Raw genomic sequence first — 19,227 nt, forward strand, 5'->3', positions numbered from 1 at the left:
AATTATCTACATGCAGAAGGGTGAGTTTATCCGTCAACATAACCAGCTAGTCCAGGTCGGGCGGGCAATTTTGATCGGCCTGTTGACCGGCCTGGTCGTCAGTTTGTTCCGCCTGGCGATTCAGAAACTATTAAACCTTGTAACAACCTGTTTTCAGTACTTTCACCAGCATCCGGCCGGCTTGATTTTCTGGGCGCTTGGTTCAATTATCCTTGCCCTGCTGTTGGGCTGGTTGACCCAGCGGCACCCTAACATTAAGGGGTCAGGGATTCCCCAGGTTGAGGGGCAGCTCACCAGCCAGTTTGAGGAAGAATGGTGGGCGGTTCTTTGGCGGAAATTCTTTGGTGGAATTCTGGCGATTGGTTCGGGGCTCTACCTTGGACGGGAAGGACCGTCGATTCAACTCGGGGCCACGATCGGTCAAGGGGTTGAGGAAAGCCTGCACGCGGGCAAACTGAACCGCCAGGTGGGCATTGCCAGCGGAGCGGCTGCCGGGCTCTCCGCCGCCTTTAACGCACCGATTGCAGCCACGATTTTTATCCTAGAGGAGGTCTACCATAACTTTTCGCCGGTCATCTGGCTGGCGACTTTCGTCAGTGCCCTGTGTTCCAACATGGTTTCCCTCACGATTTTCGGTCTCCACCCGGTTCTGGACGTGCCCTACCGGTATATGCTGCCGACCCGCTACTACTGGCACTTAGTGGTGCTGGGGCTGGTCCTGGGCTTACTGGGCCGCCTCTACCAGCTGGTGATCCTCCGGCTTGATTCGTGGACGGCGAAGCTCACTTGGCTGCCCCCGTTTGCCTATCCCGTTGTTCCCTTCCTGCTGGTAATCCCGATTGCCTGGTACCTGCCGGTCACGTTAGGTGGCGGGAACCGGCTCATTGGTGAGCTGACCAGTTTGCCCTTCTCGCTCAGCCTCTTTGCGGGCCTCTTCCTCCTCCGCTTTGTCTTTTCAATGGTTAGTTATAGTTCACAGCTGCCCGGGGGGATTTTCCTGCCGATTCTGACCCTCGGAGCTGTTCTGGGGGCGGTATACTGCGCGTTGATGGTGCGTTGCGGTCTCTTGCCCGCCCAGTACCTGCCAAACTTTATTATCTACGCCATGGCCGGCTATTTTGCCTGCATCAGCAAGGCCCCCTTTACCGCCATCCTTTTGATTACCGAAATGGTCGGGTCGCTTGCCCATTTAATGCCCCTGGCAATTGTCGCGATGGTGGCTTACTTGGTAGTGGATAGTCTCCATGGGGAACCAGTCTATACCGCGATGTTCAACAACTTTATTGGTAAACACCAGGATAACCACCCCCAGGAAGTCGAAATGTCGGTGACGATTTACGCTGGGGCACGTCTGGACGGCAAGCGGATCATGGACTATGACTGGCCCGCTAATAGTATTGTCACGAGTGTTTACCGGGGTGAGCAACGGATTATTCCAAACGGGCAGACCAAACTGGCGGCTGGGGACACTCTGATTATTCAAGTCTGTCAGAGCAGGACTGGCAAGGTTCTCGGCCAGATTTCCCGGGCGGCGCATTATGCGGATGTATAGAAATTACTGCTTTAGTATGATATGATATTCAAGATATAGTGGGTATAAATTAGGAGGAAATTTCCTTGTATAATACTTTAATGACAATTTTTCTAATCGTATGTGTGATTCTGATTGCGTGTGTAATGATGCAACCAGCCAAAAACGATAACGATGCGATGTCAGCCTTGACCGGTGGCGCGGGCGACCTCTTTTCCCGGCGGAAGGCCCGGGGATTTGAGGCGGTCATGCAGATTGTAACGACTATCTGTGGGGCGTTATTCTTCATTCTGGCATTGGCGCTGGTTTACGTGTCATCACATTAACTTGATTATGCCCCCTGCTAGCTATGCTTCAGGGGGCTTTTTGTTGGGAGTGGGGTAAAGATGAAGACCTATACTGGCGAAACCTGCTTTTTCCCCCATAGCGGCAAGCGGGGAGTGATCCTCCTGCACGCCTATACTGGGAACAGCAATGATGTTCGGATGCTGGCCCGCCACCTGAATTGGGCGGGGTACACCGTTTGTGCGCCCCTCTTTACGGGCCATGGCGGCGATCCCCGGAAAATTTTGCAAACCGGCAACCCCGATGAGTGGTGGGATGATACCCGGATGGCAATTTTTCGGCTTAAAGATTACGGCCTGACCCAGATTGCCATTTTTGGCCTATCACTCGGCGGACTTTTCGCAACCAAGGCCCTGGAAGAGGATCCTAGTTTAGCCGGTGGCGGCGTCTTTGCGTCACCGATTACCAGTTGGGGCGCGACTAACGTTCCGGAATATTTCCCCCGTCTGGCTGCCAAGTATTACCGGCAGCATGGCCTGGCGCCAGATTTGATCCAGGAACGCCTAAACTGGTTAGACGCGCGGCTTCCCCAGCAGCTAGGGGCAATTCAGCAGTTGACCAAGGAGCTGGATCAGCGGCTCGGCCAGATCAAGCGGCCGTTTTTCATCGCCCAGGGCGGGGCCGATGAGATGATTGATCCGCGTTCGGGAGCTACCCTGCGGGATAAGCTGCAAGCTCAGGGAACCCCGGTTGATTACCACTATTACCCAACGGCAACCCACCTGTTGACGGTCAATTCTGCCCACCGTCAACTGTTTAACGACGTGGAACACTTTTTAAATAACTTATTTGAGGTACAAAATGACAAGTAATAGTTTAAACTTAAAAGATGAAATTAGCGCCTTCTTAACGAAGAATGCCGGGATTAGCTATTCGGCGGAACGGATTGCCCATGCACTGAACATGGACAACGCCGACCAATTTACCCCGATCATCCAGACCCTGGCGCAGCTCGAACGGGAAAAGAAGGTTCGGGTGACCGACAAGGGCGAGTTCGAAGCGGTCATTAAGCAGGAACCGATTACTGGGACTTTTCATGGCAACGATAAGGGTTTTGGCTTCGTAGAATACGATCCGGACTTGCCGGATATGTATGTTAACCCTGACCATACCCTGCACGCCCTCAATGGCGACACGGTGGCGGTCAAGGTTCTGCGGCCGGGAGATCCAGCCGCGGGGCAGGGGCCAGAAGCTCAGGTTACTAAGATTATTGACCACAATTATGAACGGGTCGTGGGGGAATTTAAGCAGGAAACGGTCGGCAACTACATCGGCGAAATCCTGCTCAAGGACAAAAAGTTATCCCAGTACCGTTTCTTCGTTACTGATAAGGGGTTAAAGCCCATGGACGGCGAGGTCGTGACCGCGACCGTTACGACCTACCCGAGTGACGAATCACCGCAGGCAATGACTGGTGCGGTGACCGAGGTCATCGGAAACAAGGACGAACCGGGGATTGATATCCTGTCGGTGATTTACGCCCATGACGTTCCGCATGAGTTCCCCAAGGAAGTAATGGACCAAGCCAACAAGATTCCCCTGCACGTTCTGCCAGAGGAAAAGAAGGGCCGCAAGGATATTACCAATCAGCCGCTGGTGACGATTGACGCCATCGAGTCAAAGGACCTTGATGACGCCGTGGTGGCCTGGAAGATGGACAATGGTCATTACCACTTAGGGGTCCACATTGCCGACGTCAGCCACTACGTCCAACCGGGGACGCCGCTGGACAAGGAAGCCTTCAAGCGGGGGACTTCCGTTTACCTGACCGACCGGGTGGTTCCAATGCTGCCGAAACGGCTGTCTAACGGGATTTGTTCTCTGAACCCGGGTGAAGAGCGGCTGGCGATGAGCTGTGAGATGGAAATCGATGAGCAGGGCCGGGTCGTTAAGCACCGGATTTTCCCAAGTGTGATGAAGTCCCACGCCCGGATGACCTACAAGGCGGTCAACCGGATCCTGGAAGCCCATGACCAAAAGACGATCGACCAGTATAAGGACCTCGTGCCGATGTTTGAGACGATGGGCGAACTTCACAAGATCTTGCTCAAGAGCCGGAAGCGGCGGGGAGCAATTGACTTTGAAGCTCCTGAAGCGAAGATCATCGTTGATGACAAGGGGCACCCGATTGACATCCAGCTCCGTGACCGGGGACTGGCGGAACGGATGATTGAATCCTTCATGCTGGCGGCCAACGAAACGGTGGCGGAACACTACTTCAACGAGCACGTGCCGTTCCTCTACCGGATCCACGAAACGCCGGATAAGGACCGGGTGAAGGCCTTTGTTGACTTCCTGAACGTCTTTGGCATTGATGTCCACGGCGACATCAACAACGTCAAGCCGAAGATGCTGCAAAAGGTTCTCAAGGACGTCGCTGGGAAGCCTGAGGAACAGATGGTGCAGGTGATGATGCTGCGGAGTATGCAGCAGGCTAAGTATTCTGACGAGGAGTTAGGGCACTTTGGACTGGGGGCAAAGTACTACACCCACTTTACTTCACCGATTCGGCGGTACCCTGACGACACGGTGCACCGCCTGATTAAGTGGTACGACCAGCATGGCAAGGGTGAACGTGCTAAGGCAGCCTGGCGAGACCAGCTGCCAGAAATTGCCGAACACACCTCAGTGACTGAGCGGCGCGGTATTGATACCGAGCGGGATGTTGATAGTATGAAGAAGGCCGAATACATGGAGGACCATGTTGGCGAAACCTTCGACGCGGTGGTCAGCTCGGTCATGAAGTTCGGTCTCTTCGTGGAATTGGAGAACACCGTTGAAGGGTTAATCCACATCAGCGTGATGAACGATGATTACTACGAATATTCTGAAAAGCACCTGGCCCTGATTGGGCGGAAGACGCACCGGATTTTCCAAATTGGTCAGCCGGTGAAGGTACGCTTGAAGCGGGTTGATAAAGACCTGCGGGAAGTTGATTTTGAACTCGTCAATCCGCAGGACGCGCCGACGACCAAGATTCGGGTACCGCATGAACATGACAACCGTCGTCGTGGCGGCGGCCGGCGTGGGAACCACGGTCACGTTAAGCGCCACGATCGTCGGCAGCATAACGGCAACGTTAATAACCGTCAGATCAACCGTGGACAGACGCGCCACCACAACAATTCCCGTGACCACCATTCACAGGGACGGCGCCACTAATAACTAATGGAGGGATAAAATGGCCAAAAAATCCCCACAAAAGAATAACGATAACTTAATTGCCCAAAACAAAAAGGCCCGTCACGACTACTTCGTGACGGACACTTACGAGGCGGGACTGGTCCTGACCGGGACTGAGATCAAGTCGGTTCGGGCCCACCGGGTCAACCTCAAGGACGGCTTTGCCCAGATTAAAAACGGCGAGGCCTGGCTGATGAATGTTCACATCAGCGAGTATGATAACGGCAACATCTTTAACCAGGATCCTCTGCGTAACCGGAAATTGCTGCTCCATAAAAAGGAACTCCACCGGTTGACCGGGGTCTTACAGGATAAGGGGGTTACCCTGATTCCACTGAAGATGTATATTAAGCACGGCTATGCCAAAGTCCTGCTGGGAGTTGCCAAGGGGAAACACCAGTACGACAAGCGGGAAGCAATCAAGCGCCGGGAGCAGAACCGTGAAATTGAACGGGTAATGAAGCATTATTAGCAGAAAAACGGCAGCGTTGTGTCACGAAACGGGCATGACGCTGCCGTTTTGACTGAGACAGGCTGGCCAATCATTTGCTAGGATAGTATAATTGGAGCATTAAAATTGAAGGAGCAAGCTAAGCAATGAAAAAGGGACTTGACGCACCGCTGGTACCAATTATTTTCACGGCCTGTGGGCTGGTGGGGATGATTCCAGCCTGGAACTCGCACCAACTGTATAACTTCTTTTTCCCGGTATTGATGCTGGTCCTCGCGACTATCTTTGTCCACACCAGTTACTGGGGGAAGTACGCCATTATCCGGCAAACGGTCGCGGCATTAAAAATCCCCCAAAATAGTCAGGTGCTCGACCTGGGGACTGGGCACGGGACGGTTTTATTAGCGGTGGCGGGCAAACTTCAGCGCCCTGGCAAAGTGGTGGGGATCGACCTGTGGAAGTCTGCTGACCAGTCGAGTAACTCCCTTACCGCGACACAGCAAAATATTGAAGCAGCCGGGGTCAGTGATGTTGCCGAAATCAAAACCGCTGATATGACTAAACTGCCCTTTGACGATGAAAGTTTTGATTATGTTTTTGCTAGTTTAGCGATCCATAACGTCAAACCCCAGGCGCAGCGCGAGCTAGCTCTCCGGGAAGCATTGCGGGTCCTCAAGCCGGCTGGCTACTTGGTTATTATTGATTTGGAACATGTCGGCGAATTTAAGCGCTACTTAAACGAGCAAAATTGCCGCCAGGTCAGTGTTAAGCGAGCCGGGTTTAATGGCCTGTGGGGCTGGCTGCCGACCCGGATCCTGGTTGCCGAGAAGTAGGCGGAGATACGGGAGCAGGCCGGTTGTGGAGAAGCGTGACTATAATTGAAAAATTCAGAGAATGAAACAAACACCGCCAACCGGCTGACCAGCTGATTGGCGGTGTTCGTCTTTCTGCGTTGTTGCAATAGCTAAGAGGCTGAGATTTCTCCCAGCCTCGTCTTAACCTTACTGTTTGATTTTAAAGTTCATTTCCAGATCGCCTTCAAGTGACCGGTTGGTAAAACCGACGCGCTGCTGGTTAACCTGTCCACTGCGGGCCCAGTGGTCCAGCACACTGGCAATTAAAATTGCTAGGGGTTCATCTGCTTCGCGTTCCACCTGGAGCTCATGGTAGTAGGTGCCGGTGAGCTGGACAGGTTTGATAGCAAAAACGAGCCGACCGCCGCCAAAGACCCGGTAGCGGTTGCCCAGCGGCGAGCCGACAATAATCCAGTTTAGGCCCCGAATGTAAATTACCTGGCGGACAAAGCCAAAGGACTTCCCAACGGTGCCGACCCGCTGGCGGTGCTGATAAAGGGCAAACTTTGGCAGTAAGCCGAGCGAAAGCTGCTTGACTTCAGCGAGGAGGGCCCCATTGATTGCATAGAGGGAGAGAACATCATGGTGCAACCCCCACTTGCCAGCGAGAAGGTACCGGGACTGCCCCTGCTGGTCCTGAATGATCGTTGTTCCATGAAGGTCCGTCGAATGATCTCGAAGATACAACTGCCGCACGAAGTCACCACCATCCTTGATTAATTATTAAACCTATTCTACCAGCTTGGTCAGCAAATGACTAATCTTGACCCTCGCAAAAGCGTTTTCAGTTCCACTGTTACCAGTAAATCAGATATGATAAAATAAAAAGCGAGGTGCAAAATAGTCATGAAACAATTAATCCACAATGACTGGTGGGATGTTTTGAAGCCCCAGTTTGAAAGCCAGTCCTATTCACAGCTGCATGATTTCTTGAAAACGGAGTACACGCACCGGACGATTTACCCGGAGATGCACCATATCTTCGAGGCGTTCGAGTGGACTCCCTTTCACAATGTCAAGGTCGTGATTTTGGGACAGGATCCCTACCACGGTCCCCATCAGGCCCATGGTTGTAGTTTCTCTGTCTTACCGGGGGTGGCGGTTCCGCCCTCGTTGCAAAACATTTATAAGGAATTGCAGAGCGACGTTGGCTTTCAGCCGGTGAACCATGGTTACCTCAAGCACTGGGCTGACCAGGGCGTGCTATTGCTCAACTCCGTCTTGACGGTTCGGGCGGGGCAGGCATATTCTCACCGGGGACACGGCTGGGAACAGCTGACGGACGCGGCAATTCACGCCCTGTCTGAACGGCCCCAGCCGGTTGTCTTCATCCTGTGGGGCCGGGCCGCACGGGACAAGAAGAAGCTGATTAATACGAACACCAACATTATTCTGGAGTCGCCCCACCCGAGCCCGCTGTCGGCTAACCGCGGATTCTTTGGGTCACGACCGTTTTCCAAGACCAATGAAGCACTTCAGGCGATGGGAGAAAAGCCGATTGATTGGCAACTGCCGGCAAACCCGGAAGTTGATGAAGGCCCAGCGGATCAGCTGCCGAAAAATGCTTAGGATCAATTGAGGAGGTACTTGCATAATGGAATTATTTGAAGAGATTGCTGCCAAGGTAAAGGGACAAAACAAGACGATCGTTTTCCCAGAGGGGGAAGACAAACGGGTCCTTGGTGCTGCTGTTCGTCTGCAACAAGATGGTCTGCTCAAGCCAATTTTACTCGGCAAGCGGAGTGAAATTGAAGCAACTGCCAAGGAAAATGGTTGGGATATTTCTGCCCTGACGATTTTAGACCCTGCTGAGTACCCGGCAGCGGACAAGCAAGCAATGTTTGATGCTTTGCTGGAACGGCGCAAGGGCAAGAACACTCCTGAGCAGGTAGAAGAAATGCTCAAGGACGTTAGCTATTTTGGAACCATGCTGGTTTACATGGGCAAGGCTGACGGGATGGTTTCCGGGGCGGTACACTCCACCGGTTCGACTGTTCGTCCAGCTCTGCAAATTGTAAAGACGAAGCCTGGTTCTCACCGGATTAGCGGGGCTTTCTTGATGCTCAAGGGCGACCAACGGTACATCTTTGCGGACTGTGCGATTAACATCGAATTAGATGCGCCAACGATGGCTGAAGTGGCCGTCCAGAGTGCCGAAACGGCTAAGCTCTTTGGGATTGACCCTAAGGTGGCTCTTCTGAGCTTCTCTACCAAGGGTTCGGCCAAGGGCGACATGGTTACCAAGGTTGCCGAAGCCACGGAGAAGGTTCATGAATTGGCACCAGACCTTGCTGCCGATGGTGAATTGCAATTCGACGCGGCCTTTGTACCGGAGGTCGGTGAATTAAAAGCACCTGATTCCAAGGTTGCCGGTCATGCCAACGTCTTTATCTTCCCAAGCTTGGAAGCTGGGAACATTGGCTACAAGATTGCCCAGCGCTTTGGTGGCTTTACCGCGGTGGGTCCAATCCTGCAAGGACTGAACGCCCCAATTGCCGATTTGTCGCGGGGCTGCAACGAGGATGACGTTTACAAGGTTGCCCTGATTACGGCAGCTCGGGCATAAATAATAACTAATATTTACAAAGCTCAGAATTACGGAAATTATTCCCAATTCTGAGCTTTGGTGCTTTATTAATAGCGTTAATAGGCCTGCCAGCCTAGCACGAGGGCTAAGATGATTGCCACGGCGCCAACCACTTTTTTGATTACTTTTTCGGGAACGTAGCGAACGATTACGGGCCCAATGTAACCACCAATAAAGAGGCCGATTAGCAATGGCCCAATCACGCTCCATTGAATTGGCAACAGGCAGATGAACATGATTCCAGACACGCAGTTGTTGCAAAAGGAGGCAAAGTTGCGAATAGCGTTGTAGGTGGCGTACTTGCCGCCAATCACTTTTGATAAGACCGCAATCATTAATAGTCCCGACGCGGCGCCGAAGAAACCATTGTATAAGCCAATCAGCATGACACTGAGCCAGTTGACCGTGACTATGAAAGTACTCTGTCGTAAATTCGACCGAGGTTCCTTCTTGTTTGGTCGCAGAAGCAGGATGCCAGCTAACAGGATGAAAAAGGGAACAATCCTTTTAAAACCGGTGTTGGAACTGTGGATGAGAATCAGGGCGCCTAGGATACTTCCACCGGTGCTGATTAGGGCAACTAGGATGGCTGTTCGCCAATGATTTTTGAGTTCTCGTAGCGAGGAAATGACGGTCCCAAGCCCGGCACCAACTGTTGCGACGGTGATCGTGGCATTAGCAGTGACGGGGGCAATCCCGATTGAAATTAGGACCGGGTATAAAGTGAGGGAGGCCATGCCGATAATTCCCGTTAATATTCCAGCTAGTAGACTCATTGATAACAAAAAAGCCGTTGAGAGCATAAAAAATCCTTTCTCAACGGCACAATTTTGTTTCGGGTACGCCTGCACTTACCGATTAATTTAATTCTCCAATAGCATAGCCAGTTCCCGTTGGAATGTCAACCCAGTCTTAGAAAGTCCGGGGCGATAGCTGTCCTTTGTGTTCCCATTACCGATAGGCTACAATAGGGACAAGCAATAACTTTACTGAGGTGAGTACAATGCAGACAGTTGAAATGGACAGCCGGGAGGCCACGATTGCGCTGGGCAAAGCGATTGGCGCACAGCTGGCCGCTGGCGATGTCCTGGTGCTCGATGGTGACCTGGGTGCTGGCAAGACCACTTTTACCAAGGGCCTGGCCCAAGGATTGGCGATTCCGGATATCATCAAGAGCCCGACCTTTACGATCATCCACGAATACCACGATGGGCGCCTGCCCCTTTACCACATGGATGCCTACCGCCTGGAAAACGGTGGTGGCGAAGACCTGGGTTTGGAAGAATACTTTGACAGCGATGGGGTCAGTGTTGTTGAATGGGCTGAATTTGTTGAGGATGAATTGCCAGACGACTTTTTAGCGATTCATTTTAAGCGGACGGCCGACGAAAATAAGCGGGTCCTGGAATTTGAACCCCACGGGGCCCACTTCCAAAAGCTGCTAGCTGATGTGGTGGCTTAAATGGCTGATGAAGTGCACATCAAACTGGCGACGGCCGACGATGCGGCAAAGGTCCTCGACTTCCTCCGCCAAGCAGCTACGGAGAGCGATGCCGTATTAATTCCGCACCTGGCCGATGTAACAGCAGAGCAGGAACGCCGCAATATTGAAATGATTAACAGTTTTGACGACTGTGTGATCATGCTGGCAATGTTAGGAAACCAGCCAATTGGGATTGTGACGGTCATGGTCTTGGAAAAGCAGCCGAATGCTGGCGAACTCGGCGTAGTGGTTGCTAAACCATACTGGCGCAATGGTATTGGCCAACTATTAGTGGGGGAGGCCGAATACTGGTTCCAGAATTACAGCAGCCTCCAGCGGCTGGTGCTGACGGTATTTGCTGAAAACGTTCCGGCAATCCGCCTCTACCAAAAACTCGGCTTCCGGCAAACCGGGCAACACCGGGACGGCCAGCGGAAAGTCTTAGAAATGGAATACCAAAATTAGGAAAACGAGAGAGTGAGAAAAGACACCCAAAATCGGCTAGCAAGCTGATTTTGGGTGTTTGTCTTTCGACGCGCAGCTAGCCTATTTAGGTTGGTCAAATGCTGATTGATCAGCGTTTGAACTGCCAGCCACTGCGTTGTTGCATTTTTATCTTTAGAATAGTAAAAAGACTGAGTTAATTCTCAGTCCCTCGTGGTAGGTACGAATGTTTGACAATATCACGTGACCGCCCTGGAAGCTGAGGGGCTAGTGGCGGTTAAACATCTGCTTGATGTTCCGCAAGAAGGAACCCCGTTCCTGCATGTCGTCGACCGGCTGGGTGACTTCAACGCAGCCGATGTACTTGCCCTGGTCGTCGTGCAGGGCGTAGAAGGCGATGCTAATGGGACGCTTGTGGTAGTGAATCAGGATCTTGATGGAATCACGGTCACCACTGTGCATTTCATGCAAAACCTGCTTGACCCGTCCCTGGCTGTGGCCGGGTTGAACCTCCAAGACGTGCTTGCCGAGGTCATCATCGGTTCGTTTGAATAATCGGTGCCGGTTTGCCGATGACCAGCGGACAATGTCGTTTTCGTCAATGAAGTCGAATTCGACCGGGATCGTAGTAAAAATGGCGTTGAGCTGGGTGGTCGTTAAGGCCCCGCCATGTAATGGAATTTCTGCCATCGTAATCATTCTCCTTTATTATTCTAGCCAACCATCTTGATGAACGGCCGCAGGCGCTGGCTACCAAAGTGCTGTCCCTGGTACAGCAGGATATTAGCGCAGGCCTGCGCGTCATCGAGTGCGTTGTGGTGGTGATGCAAGTCAATGTTGAGGGCATCGCAGACTGTGTTGAGCTTGTAGTTGCTCAAACCCGGTAAAAGCCGCCGGCTGCTGACAACGGTGTCCAATGTTTGGTAGGCTGGCGGCTCAATTCCGTAGTGCTCAAGGGTGCTCTTGAGGACCCCGTTATCAAAGCGGTTGTTATGGGCAATTACCAGCTTTTCGGGGGTGTAGAAGCCCTTGATGTGTTCCCAAACCTCGGGGAAGGTGGGAGCGTCAGCGACATCGCGTTCGTGGATGCCATGAATTTGGACGTTGCGCCAGAAGAATGGGGTTTGGGGGTTGATGAGGGTGTAGAACTCATCGGCAATTTGATTGTCACGGACAATGGTCAGGGCGAGTGAGCAGGCACTATAACGTTTCGCACTGGCCGTCTCAAAGTCCATTGCAATAAAATTCATTCAATTCTGCCTCCTTAGTAGACCGTTAATAGCTTAATTGTACAAATGGCCGCCTGCTTTTGCAATTAAATGATACAATATCAGGGTAAGCAAATTTATGAACTAGGATGAGGAATAATAATGGCTAATATGATGACAGAGTTCCCGGAGATTGAAATCAAGCAGGACGAACCGTTAATGCACTACACGTATACCCACACTGGTGGTCCGGCTGATTGGCTGGCCTTCCCTAAAAATGTGGAAGAGGTCCAGACACTGGTGGCTTATGCTAATGACCACCAGTTACCGCTGACCGTGCTTGGCAACGCCAGCAACTTGATTGTTCGTGATGGTGGAATCGAGGGCCTGACACTGATTTTGACGCGGATGAATAAAATCAGTGTGTCGGGTAACCGGGTCACTGCCCAGGCCGGCGCCGCCTACATTGAGACCACAATTGCGGCCCGGGACCACAGTCTGACTGGGCTAGAATTTGCAGCTGGGATTCCTGGCAGTATCGGTGGGGCCATCTTTATGAATGCTGGGGCCTACGGTGGTGAAACCAAGGAGGTCGTGGAGAGTGCCACCGTGCTGCTGCCCGACGGCACGGTTAAACGGCTGAATAATGAAGAATTAGACTTTGGCTACCGGCACAGCAGTGTGCAGGATAACCATGGGGTCGTGCTCGACGCCACCTTTAGTCTCCAACCCGGTGACCACGATGAAATCGCCGCAAAGATGGATGAATTAAACGCCCGTCGCGCTGCTAAACAGCCCCTGGACCTGCCATCCTGCGGGAGTGTTTTCAAACGACCCACGGGCTACTTTGCCGGTAAGCTGATTCATGACGCGGGCCTGCAGGGGTATACGGCAGGTGGTGCCCAGGTATCGACCAAGCACGCTGGCTTTATCGTTAATATTGACCACGGAACCGCGAATGATTACGTGGCGGTGATCCACCACGTCCAGCAAACGGTCAAGGAAAAGTTCGGCGTGAGCCTGCAAACTGAAGTCCGAATTATTGGCCGCAATTAGATAACAATCAAGTGCGACGGCTGACCATTATGGCAGCCGGTCGCTAGCAAAAATGACCCCCAGGACCTGGCTTTTGCCCGGTTCTGGGGGTCATTTAGCTTAAAATATGTCGGGAGTTAGATCATTTTGCTTGCCTGCTGGGTAAGTTTGAGGAGCCAGTAGACAATCAGCTGCATTCCCGTCAGGATTAAAATAAATTCCACCGTCGGCCAGGACCAGATCCCCCAGAGCTGCTTGAAAAACCAGGAGGGGGTAAACAGGAGGTAGATGGAGTGGAGGCGCAAAAAGCGGCCGATGTAAATGCCCGTGCTGGCGGTCAGCATGAAGAGGACGAGCCAGCAGTATTGGAGGCGGGGATGGTGCGGGCTGGTCAATTGGGTGAGCTGACGGGTGGTATGGTCGAGGCTGATGGTACCGAGAATCAGACAGGAAAGCGCGCAGACCAGCATCATGGCAAAAATCAGCCACATGACCGGGTCGGTTTTGAGAATCCCGGTGACGTTGGTGTGGGGATGGAGCCATGAGAGGTGGAAGAGGTCCGTCGAAACGTAGGGTGCGTTAGGATAAAAGAGGAGCCAGATGACTAAAAGCACCCAGAAGGCCAACGCGCGGCGGTCATTGAATCGGCGCAGCAGCATCCCGATTTCAATTGGCAGGTAGCCTAGAAAGGTGTTGAAAGCCATGAAATCATAGGGTGGTTTGACGAAGACTGCTAATAAGATTATCAAGGACCAGAAATAAAGCCGGATAAGCCAGCAGAAAGTGGACTGTTTCATAAGGATGCTCCCTTTGCTAAGTTGATACTTCCAGGATAACAGATTTTTATCCCTTAAAATGATATAATATGAACGTGAATTTAGAGGATGGTGAAGATGCTATGCAGTTTATTGTTTCACTTCTGACGTGGCAAAACTTAATTCGCCTGATTGATATCCTCGTAATCTGGTTTTTGATTTATGAATTGCTGATCTTAATTCGGGGGACCCGGGCGGTCCAGCTCTTCCGCGGGATTCTGATAATTATCCTGGTAAAGGTAGTCAGCTGGTATGTCGGGTTGAGTACCGTTTCCTGGCTGATGGATCAGGTCATTAACTGGGGGGTAATTGCGATTGTGATTATCTTCCAGCCAGAAATTCGGCGGGGACTTGAGCACTTAGGACGCGGGTCGTTCTTTACCGCTCACCAGACGACTAACGAAACGGAAGAAGAGTTGATCAAGCAGCTGGACCAGGCAATCCAGTATATGTCAAAGCGGCGGATTGGGGCGCTGATCAGTATCCAGATGAATACTGGCCTGGAAGAATATATTGAAACCGGGATTCCGCTGGACGCCGATATTTCTGGGGCCCTGCTGATCAACACCTTTATCCCTAATACACCGCTGCACGACGGGGCGGTCATCATCAAGGATAACCGGATTGCCGTCGCGGCCGCCTACCTTCCCCTCTCGGACAGCAAGCTGATTCCCAAGGAACTGGGAACCCGGCACCGGGCCGCGGTCGGAATCAGCGAGGTGACGGACGCCCTCACGATTGTAATTTCTGAGGAAACGGGTGAAGTTTCCATCACCAAGGATAATGAATTGATTCGCAACATGTCGCAGAGTGACTACCTGAAGTTCCTGCGGGCCCAGCTCTACAAGCACGAGCCCCAGCACAGGGATAATTTGCTGACTAAGCTCTATGCAAAGTTTGGACGTCGGGGAGGTGGCCGTCATGAACAGAAATAATGATGGAATCTTTAGCCGACGGTGGGTGCTGCGCTTGCTCTCGCTGATCCTGGCGATTTTCCTGTTTATTTACGTGAACGGGAGCAAAAACGGTTTTCTCCGGCAAAACACCCGGGATAGCAATGAAAATAGTGCCTTGATGTCCAACCGGACAGCTAGCATTCGAATGCCGCTCAACATTACGGTTGATAACGACCGCTACGTTGTGACCGGCTACCCCCAGTACGTGAAGGTTAAGGTCAGCGGGCCGTCCGCCTTAGTCACGACGACGAGCAATACCCAGAATTTTCGGGTGTATGCTGACCTGAATGATCTCGCACCAGGTGAACATCGGGTGGCGGTGAAGACCAGCGGCCTTAATTCAGACTTGCACGCGGTGACCGAGCCACGGTATATTAAGGTTAATATCCAGCCCCGCAAGACAATCAATATGCGGGTGGACGTCCGGTTGAGCAACCACGACCTCGAAAATGGCTATACGGTTGGCCGCCCACGGATTGATACTGACGTGGTCCAGGTAACTGGCTCGCGGGAAGAGGTCAACCGGGTCAGCCGGGTAATTGCTTTCGTGGCAGTTCCAAATGACGCTAAGGGAACCTTCCAACGGCAGGTGACCCTGCAGGCGGTTGATAAGAACGGCCAGACGCTGAACGTGGTTATCATGCCGAAGGTAACTGGCGTCACGATTCCAGTTAGCCGGGGGAATGATTCAGCATCGAGCAGCGACAGCACAAGCGACTCCCGGTCGAGCAATTCAGCTTCGACTAGCCGGGGAAATAATCAGACTGCTGACAGCGATGCCGACAGCAGTTCGTATTCAACAAACGATTAAAGGAGAAAAATGATGAAACTTAAATATTTTGGTACAGATGGTGTTCGTGGGGTGGCAAATAAAGACTTGAGCCCCGAACTGGCCTTTCGGGTTGGCCGGGCGGGCGGTTACGTCTTGACCCGTCATTCAGACCGGAAGCAGCCCCAAGTCCTAGTGGCACGGGACACCCGGATTTCTGGTCAAATGCTGGAAAATGCCCTAGTCGCCGGCCTGCTATCCGTTGGGATTGAAGTCCTCCGGCTCGGTGTAGTCACGACTCCGGGAGTAGCATACCTGGTTCGGGCTCAAGATGCGGACGCGGGGGTCATGATCACCGCTAGCCACAACCCGATTAAGTACAACGGGATTAAGTATTTTGGTGGGGACGGCTTTAAGCTGTCTGATGAACTGGAATACGAGATCGAACAGCTGCTTGACGCCCCGGAAGACACCCTGCCACGGCCGTCTGATGAAGGCTTGGGAATGGTGGCCGACTACCATGAGGGGGCATTGAAGTACACTTCCTTCCTGGAACAGACTGTTTCGACCGATTTGAGCGGCCTCAAAGTGGTCGTGGACGCTGCTAACGGGGCCACGAGCGGGTTTGTGCCGAACCTCTTTGCGGACATGAACGTTGACTTCGTTCCCATCAATGCCCAGCCGGATGGCCTGAACACCAACCTGCACTGCGGGTCGACCCATCCTGAGGGCCTGCAAGAAGCTGTGGTGGAAAACCAGGCGGACCTCGGAATTGCCTTTGATGGTGATGGGGACCGTTGCATCGCCGTTGATGCTGATGGTAACATCGTTGATGGCGACAAAATTATGTACATCTGTGGGAAATACATGGATAGCAAGGGGCTGTTGAAGAAGGATACGGTCGTAACTACTGTGATGAGCAACCTGGGAATGTACAAGGCGTTGGAAGCGCACGGGATGAAGAGCGTTAAGACTAAGGTTGGCGACCGCTACGTCGTTGAAGAAATGTTAAAGAGCGGCTACAACCTCGGTGGCGAGCAGTCGGGCCACATTATCTTCCTTGACCACAACACAACTGGTGATGGGATGCTGACCGCCCTTCAGCTCCTCTCGGTAGTGAAGGAAAGCGGGAAGACCCTGGCTGAATTGGCGAGTGATGTTACCACTTACCCACAGGAACTGTTGAACATCAAGGTGGCCGACAAGGGTGCCGCCATGCAAAATGACAAGCTGCGGGCAGTCATTGGCGAAGTTGAAACGGCGATGGCTGGCAACGGGCGGGTCCTGGTCCGGCCAAGCGGAACTGAGCCGTTGCTGCGGATTATGGCGGAAGCGCCGACTAAAGAACTGGTTCACCAGTACGTGGAAAAGATCGGCGACGTTGCCCGAGCAGAACTGGAAGTTGAATAATAGTTAAAACTAGCAAGAGACTGGTAAGAAATTTCTTCCAGCCTCTTTGCTATTTTAAAGCTCATTGTGTCCCGGTATGGGGCGGATTAGGGAATTCCAGCGGAGCTAGACCAATTAAGTGCAACCGATTGACAAATATTTTTAAAACTTGTACTATACAATACAGTTACGCGAAAGGTAGCTATTTCGGAGATATCTATACCAATTCAACGAATTAAATGCTAACTAAAAAAGGATGGAATTAATATGTGTGGAATTGTTGGAGTTACAGGTACTGACAACAGTTTATCAATCTTGATTGAAGGGTTGAAACGGCTGGAATATCGTGGTTACGACTCCGCTGGGGTCTACGTCAACGACCAGAATGGCCATGACTACTTGGTCAAGCGCCCGGGACGGATTAGCAATCTGGAGGCGGCACTGACGGATGACGTCCATGGCTTAGCCGGGATTGGTCACACCCGCTGGGCAACCCACGGGGAGCCAAACGAGGCCAACGCGCACCCGCAATACTCTCAAGATGACCGTTTCTACCTCGTTCACAACGGGGTAATCGAAAACTATGCTCAACTAAAGAAGGAGTATTTGGCGGACGTCCACTTTGCTAGTCAGACTGATACCGAAGTGGTGGTTCAACTGGTTGACAAGTTTGTCGTGCAGGACCAGATGACGACGGAAGCGGCCCTGCTGAAGGTGCTGCGCCTGATCAGTGATGATTCTTCCTATGCCTTTGTCCTGATGGACCGGGAACAGCCGGATACCCTGTACGTGGCTAAGAACAAGAGCCCGTTGCTGGTTGGTCTGGCTGATGGCTACAACATGGTCGGCTCTGACGCGATGTCGATGATCAAGCAGACCAACCGGTTCATGGAAATTGAAGACCACGAGCTAGTGATTGTTAAGCCGGATCACGTTACCATCAAGGACTTTTCCGGGAACGAAAAGCAGCGGGATACCTTCACCGTGGACATGGATGAAAACGCGGCTGATAAGGGGACTTACCCATACTACATGCTGAAGGAAATTGATGAACAGCCTGCCGTAATGCGGAAGCTGGTTCAGGAATACTTTGGCGATGATGACCAGCCTCACATCGACACGGAGTTACTGAAGGCAATGGCGGAGGCGGACCACCTCTACATCATTGGTGCTGGAACCAGCTACCACGCCGGTTTAGTTGGCGCCCGGATTTTTGAACGTCTCTGCGGGGTTCCAACGACCGTTCATATCTCATCTGAATTTGCCTACGAACAGCCGCTGCTGTCAAAGAAGCCGTTCTTCATCTTCCTCAGTCAAAGTGGGGAAACCGCGGATAGCCGTCAGGTCTTGGTAAACGTCAATAAGAATAACTGGCCGAGCCTGACCATTACGAACGTGGATAAGTCAACCCTCTCCCGGGAGGCGACCTTTACGGAACTGCTCTACGCTGGTCCTGAAATTGCCGTGGCTTCTACTAAGGCCTACACGGCACAAATCGCCGTGGAAGCCATCCTCGCCAAGGCCCTTGGTGAATACCTTGGTAAGCAGGCGGCGAAGGACTTTGATGTTAAGCACCAGCTGGGCTTAGTTGCTAACGGGATGCAATCCATTACCGATAGCAAGAAGACGCTGGAAGAGGTGGCGGCCCGCTACCTGTCAAAGCCACGGAACGCCTTCTACATTGGCCGGGGTATTGATTGGACCGTCTCCCTGGAAGCTGCCCTCAAGCTCAAGGAAATTTCTTACGTTCAGGCAGAAGGGTTTGCTTCCGGTGAGCTCAAGCACGGGACGATTGCCTTGATTGAAGACCAGACTCCGGTAATCGGGATTATTACCCAGGACCGGACCGCGGGCTTGACCCGGAGCAACCTGGATGAAACCAAGGCGCGGGGTGCAAGCACGATCACGATCGTTGCTCGCCACCTGGCCCAGGAAGATGACACCATCGTCCTGCCGGATGTTGATGAGGTGCTGACGCCGTTGCTGAGCGTCATCCCGGCACAGCTACTAGCTTACTACACTAGCCTGGGGAAAGGACTGGATGTGGATAAGCCCCGGAACCTTGCCAAGTCCGTTACTGTTCAATAAAAAATTAAGAGAGTCGGTGAAGGTGCTGTTTGACAGCGCTCTCCGGCTCTTTATTGGTTTAAAAACGGTTCTTAAATTGACATTTTTAG

The 19,227-nt window shown here is 52.4% G+C and carries 20 protein-coding genes; 15 read left to right on the forward strand and 5 right to left on the reverse strand.

All coding sequences use genetic code 11. The features are described 5' to 3' along the window. Positions 1-10 precede the first annotated feature (10 nt). From FC49_RS02295 to FC49_RS02320, 6 genes are all read left to right on the forward strand, one after another. Entirely contained in the window at positions 11-1,552 is a 1,542-nt protein-coding gene (locus FC49_RS02295) for a ClC family H(+)/Cl(-) exchange transporter (RefSeq protein WP_056984002.1), read from the forward strand. Between the two features lie 65 nt (positions 1,553-1,617). Next, positions 1,618-1,857: a preprotein translocase subunit SecG gene (secG, locus tag FC49_RS02300; protein ID WP_003714054.1), complete on the forward strand. Its 240-nt coding sequence runs from the start codon at positions 1,618-1,620 to the stop codon at positions 1,855-1,857. Positions 1,858-1,917: 60 nt separating this feature from the next. After that, positions 1,918-2,688, forward strand: a complete 771-nt coding sequence (locus FC49_RS02305) for an alpha/beta hydrolase (protein WP_003714073.1) — start codon at positions 1,918-1,920, stop codon at positions 2,686-2,688. Then, entirely contained in the window at positions 2,678-5,038 is a 2,361-nt protein-coding gene (gene rnr / locus FC49_RS02310) for a ribonuclease R (RefSeq protein WP_003714099.1), read from the forward strand. Before FC49_RS02305 ends, rnr begins: the two co-directional genes overlap by 11 nt. A gap of 19 nt (positions 5,039-5,057) precedes the next feature. Further along, positions 5,058-5,531, forward strand: a complete 474-nt coding sequence (gene smpB, locus FC49_RS02315; RefSeq protein ID WP_056984004.1) for an SsrA-binding protein SmpB — start codon at positions 5,058-5,060, stop codon at positions 5,529-5,531. Between the two features lie 125 nt (positions 5,532-5,656). Next, entirely contained in the window at positions 5,657-6,343 is a 687-nt protein-coding gene (locus FC49_RS02320) for a class I SAM-dependent methyltransferase (protein ID WP_056984006.1), read from the forward strand. A gap of 168 nt (positions 6,344-6,511) precedes the next feature. Here FC49_RS02320 and FC49_RS02325 read toward each other — a convergent pair whose 3' ends face one another. Further along, positions 6,512-7,060: an LURP-one-related/scramblase family protein gene (locus FC49_RS02325; protein WP_056984008.1), complete on the reverse strand. Its 549-nt coding sequence runs from the start codon at positions 7,058-7,060 to the stop codon at positions 6,512-6,514. A 150-nt stretch (positions 7,061-7,210) separates the two neighbouring features. Between FC49_RS02325 and FC49_RS02330 the strand changes: the two genes are divergently transcribed. Both FC49_RS02330 and pta read left to right on the forward strand, forming a co-directional pair. Further along, entirely contained in the window at positions 7,211-7,933 is a 723-nt protein-coding gene (locus FC49_RS02330; protein WP_003714078.1) for a uracil-DNA glycosylase, read from the forward strand. Between the two features lie 25 nt (positions 7,934-7,958). Further along, on the forward strand, positions 7,959-8,930 hold the full coding sequence (pta, locus tag FC49_RS02335; protein WP_003716121.1) for a phosphate acetyltransferase: 972 nt from the start codon (positions 7,959-7,961) through the stop codon (positions 8,928-8,930). A 77-nt stretch (positions 8,931-9,007) separates the two neighbouring features. Here the strand turns inward: pta and FC49_RS02340 are convergent, their stop codons facing one another. Continuing rightward, positions 9,008-9,754 (reverse strand): sulfite exporter TauE/SafE family protein, encoded by a 747-nt coding sequence (locus tag FC49_RS02340; RefSeq protein WP_003714088.1) that lies wholly within the window; start codon positions 9,752-9,754, stop codon positions 9,008-9,010. Positions 9,755-9,954: 200 nt separating this feature from the next. Here FC49_RS02340 and tsaE point away from each other — a divergent pair, with 200 nt between their 5' ends. Then, positions 9,955-10,413 (forward strand): tRNA (adenosine(37)-N6)-threonylcarbamoyltransferase complex ATPase subunit type 1 TsaE, encoded by a 459-nt coding sequence (gene tsaE / locus FC49_RS02345; protein WP_003714052.1) that lies wholly within the window; start codon positions 9,955-9,957, stop codon positions 10,411-10,413. Further along, complete coding sequence (locus FC49_RS02350) at positions 10,414-10,899, forward strand: GNAT family N-acetyltransferase (protein ID WP_003714136.1); 486 nt, start codon at positions 10,414-10,416, stop codon at positions 10,897-10,899. Between the two features lie 246 nt (positions 10,900-11,145). On the opposite strand, the gene FC49_RS02355 is transcribed toward FC49_RS02350, so the two are convergent. Continuing rightward, entirely contained in the window at positions 11,146-11,568 is a 423-nt protein-coding gene (locus FC49_RS02355; protein WP_056984011.1) for a PAS domain-containing protein, read from the reverse strand. Positions 11,569-11,591: 23 nt separating this feature from the next. Continuing rightward, a complete protein-coding gene (locus tag FC49_RS02360; RefSeq protein ID WP_003714093.1) occupies positions 11,592-12,128 on the reverse strand; it encodes a 3'-5' exonuclease in 537 nt (178 codons plus the stop codon). Between the two features lie 120 nt (positions 12,129-12,248). On the opposite strand from FC49_RS02360, the gene murB reads away from it, so the two are divergent. Beyond that, complete coding sequence (gene murB, locus FC49_RS02365; protein ID WP_003714127.1) at positions 12,249-13,142, forward strand: UDP-N-acetylmuramate dehydrogenase; 894 nt, start codon at positions 12,249-12,251, stop codon at positions 13,140-13,142. Between the two features lie 116 nt (positions 13,143-13,258). Here the strand turns inward: murB and FC49_RS02370 are convergent, their stop codons facing one another. After that, entirely contained in the window at positions 13,259-13,918 is a 660-nt protein-coding gene (locus FC49_RS02370; RefSeq protein WP_003714129.1) for a DUF1361 domain-containing protein, read from the reverse strand. 101 nt (positions 13,919-14,019) lie between these two features. Between FC49_RS02370 and cdaA the strand changes: the two genes are divergently transcribed. The 4 genes from cdaA (at position 14,020) to glmS (ending at position 19,138) form a co-directional block, all read left to right on the forward strand. Next, entirely contained in the window at positions 14,020-14,871 is an 852-nt protein-coding gene (cdaA, locus tag FC49_RS02375) for a diadenylate cyclase CdaA (protein ID WP_003714141.1), read from the forward strand. Further along, the gene (locus tag FC49_RS02380) at positions 14,858-15,703 is read left to right on the forward strand and encodes a CdaR family protein (RefSeq protein WP_003714118.1); all 846 of its coding nucleotides are present in this window, start codon (positions 14,858-14,860) and stop codon (positions 15,701-15,703) included. The genes cdaA and FC49_RS02380 overlap by 14 nt, the downstream gene beginning before the upstream one ends. Positions 15,704-15,715: 12 nt before the next feature. Continuing rightward, positions 15,716-17,071, forward strand: coding sequence for a phosphoglucosamine mutase (glmM, locus tag FC49_RS02385; RefSeq protein WP_056984013.1), 1,356 nt, complete (start codon positions 15,716-15,718; stop codon positions 17,069-17,071). A gap of 246 nt (positions 17,072-17,317) precedes the next feature. After that, positions 17,318-19,138, forward strand: coding sequence for a glutamine--fructose-6-phosphate transaminase (isomerizing) (glmS, locus tag FC49_RS02390; RefSeq protein WP_003715965.1), 1,821 nt, complete (start codon positions 17,318-17,320; stop codon positions 19,136-19,138). The last annotated feature ends 89 nt before the right edge of the window (positions 19,139-19,227 follow it).

Origin of the sequence: Limosilactobacillus oris DSM 4864, assembly GCF_001434465.1 — a bacterium.
Classification (GTDB): domain Bacteria; phylum Bacillota; class Bacilli; order Lactobacillales; family Lactobacillaceae; genus Limosilactobacillus; species Limosilactobacillus oris.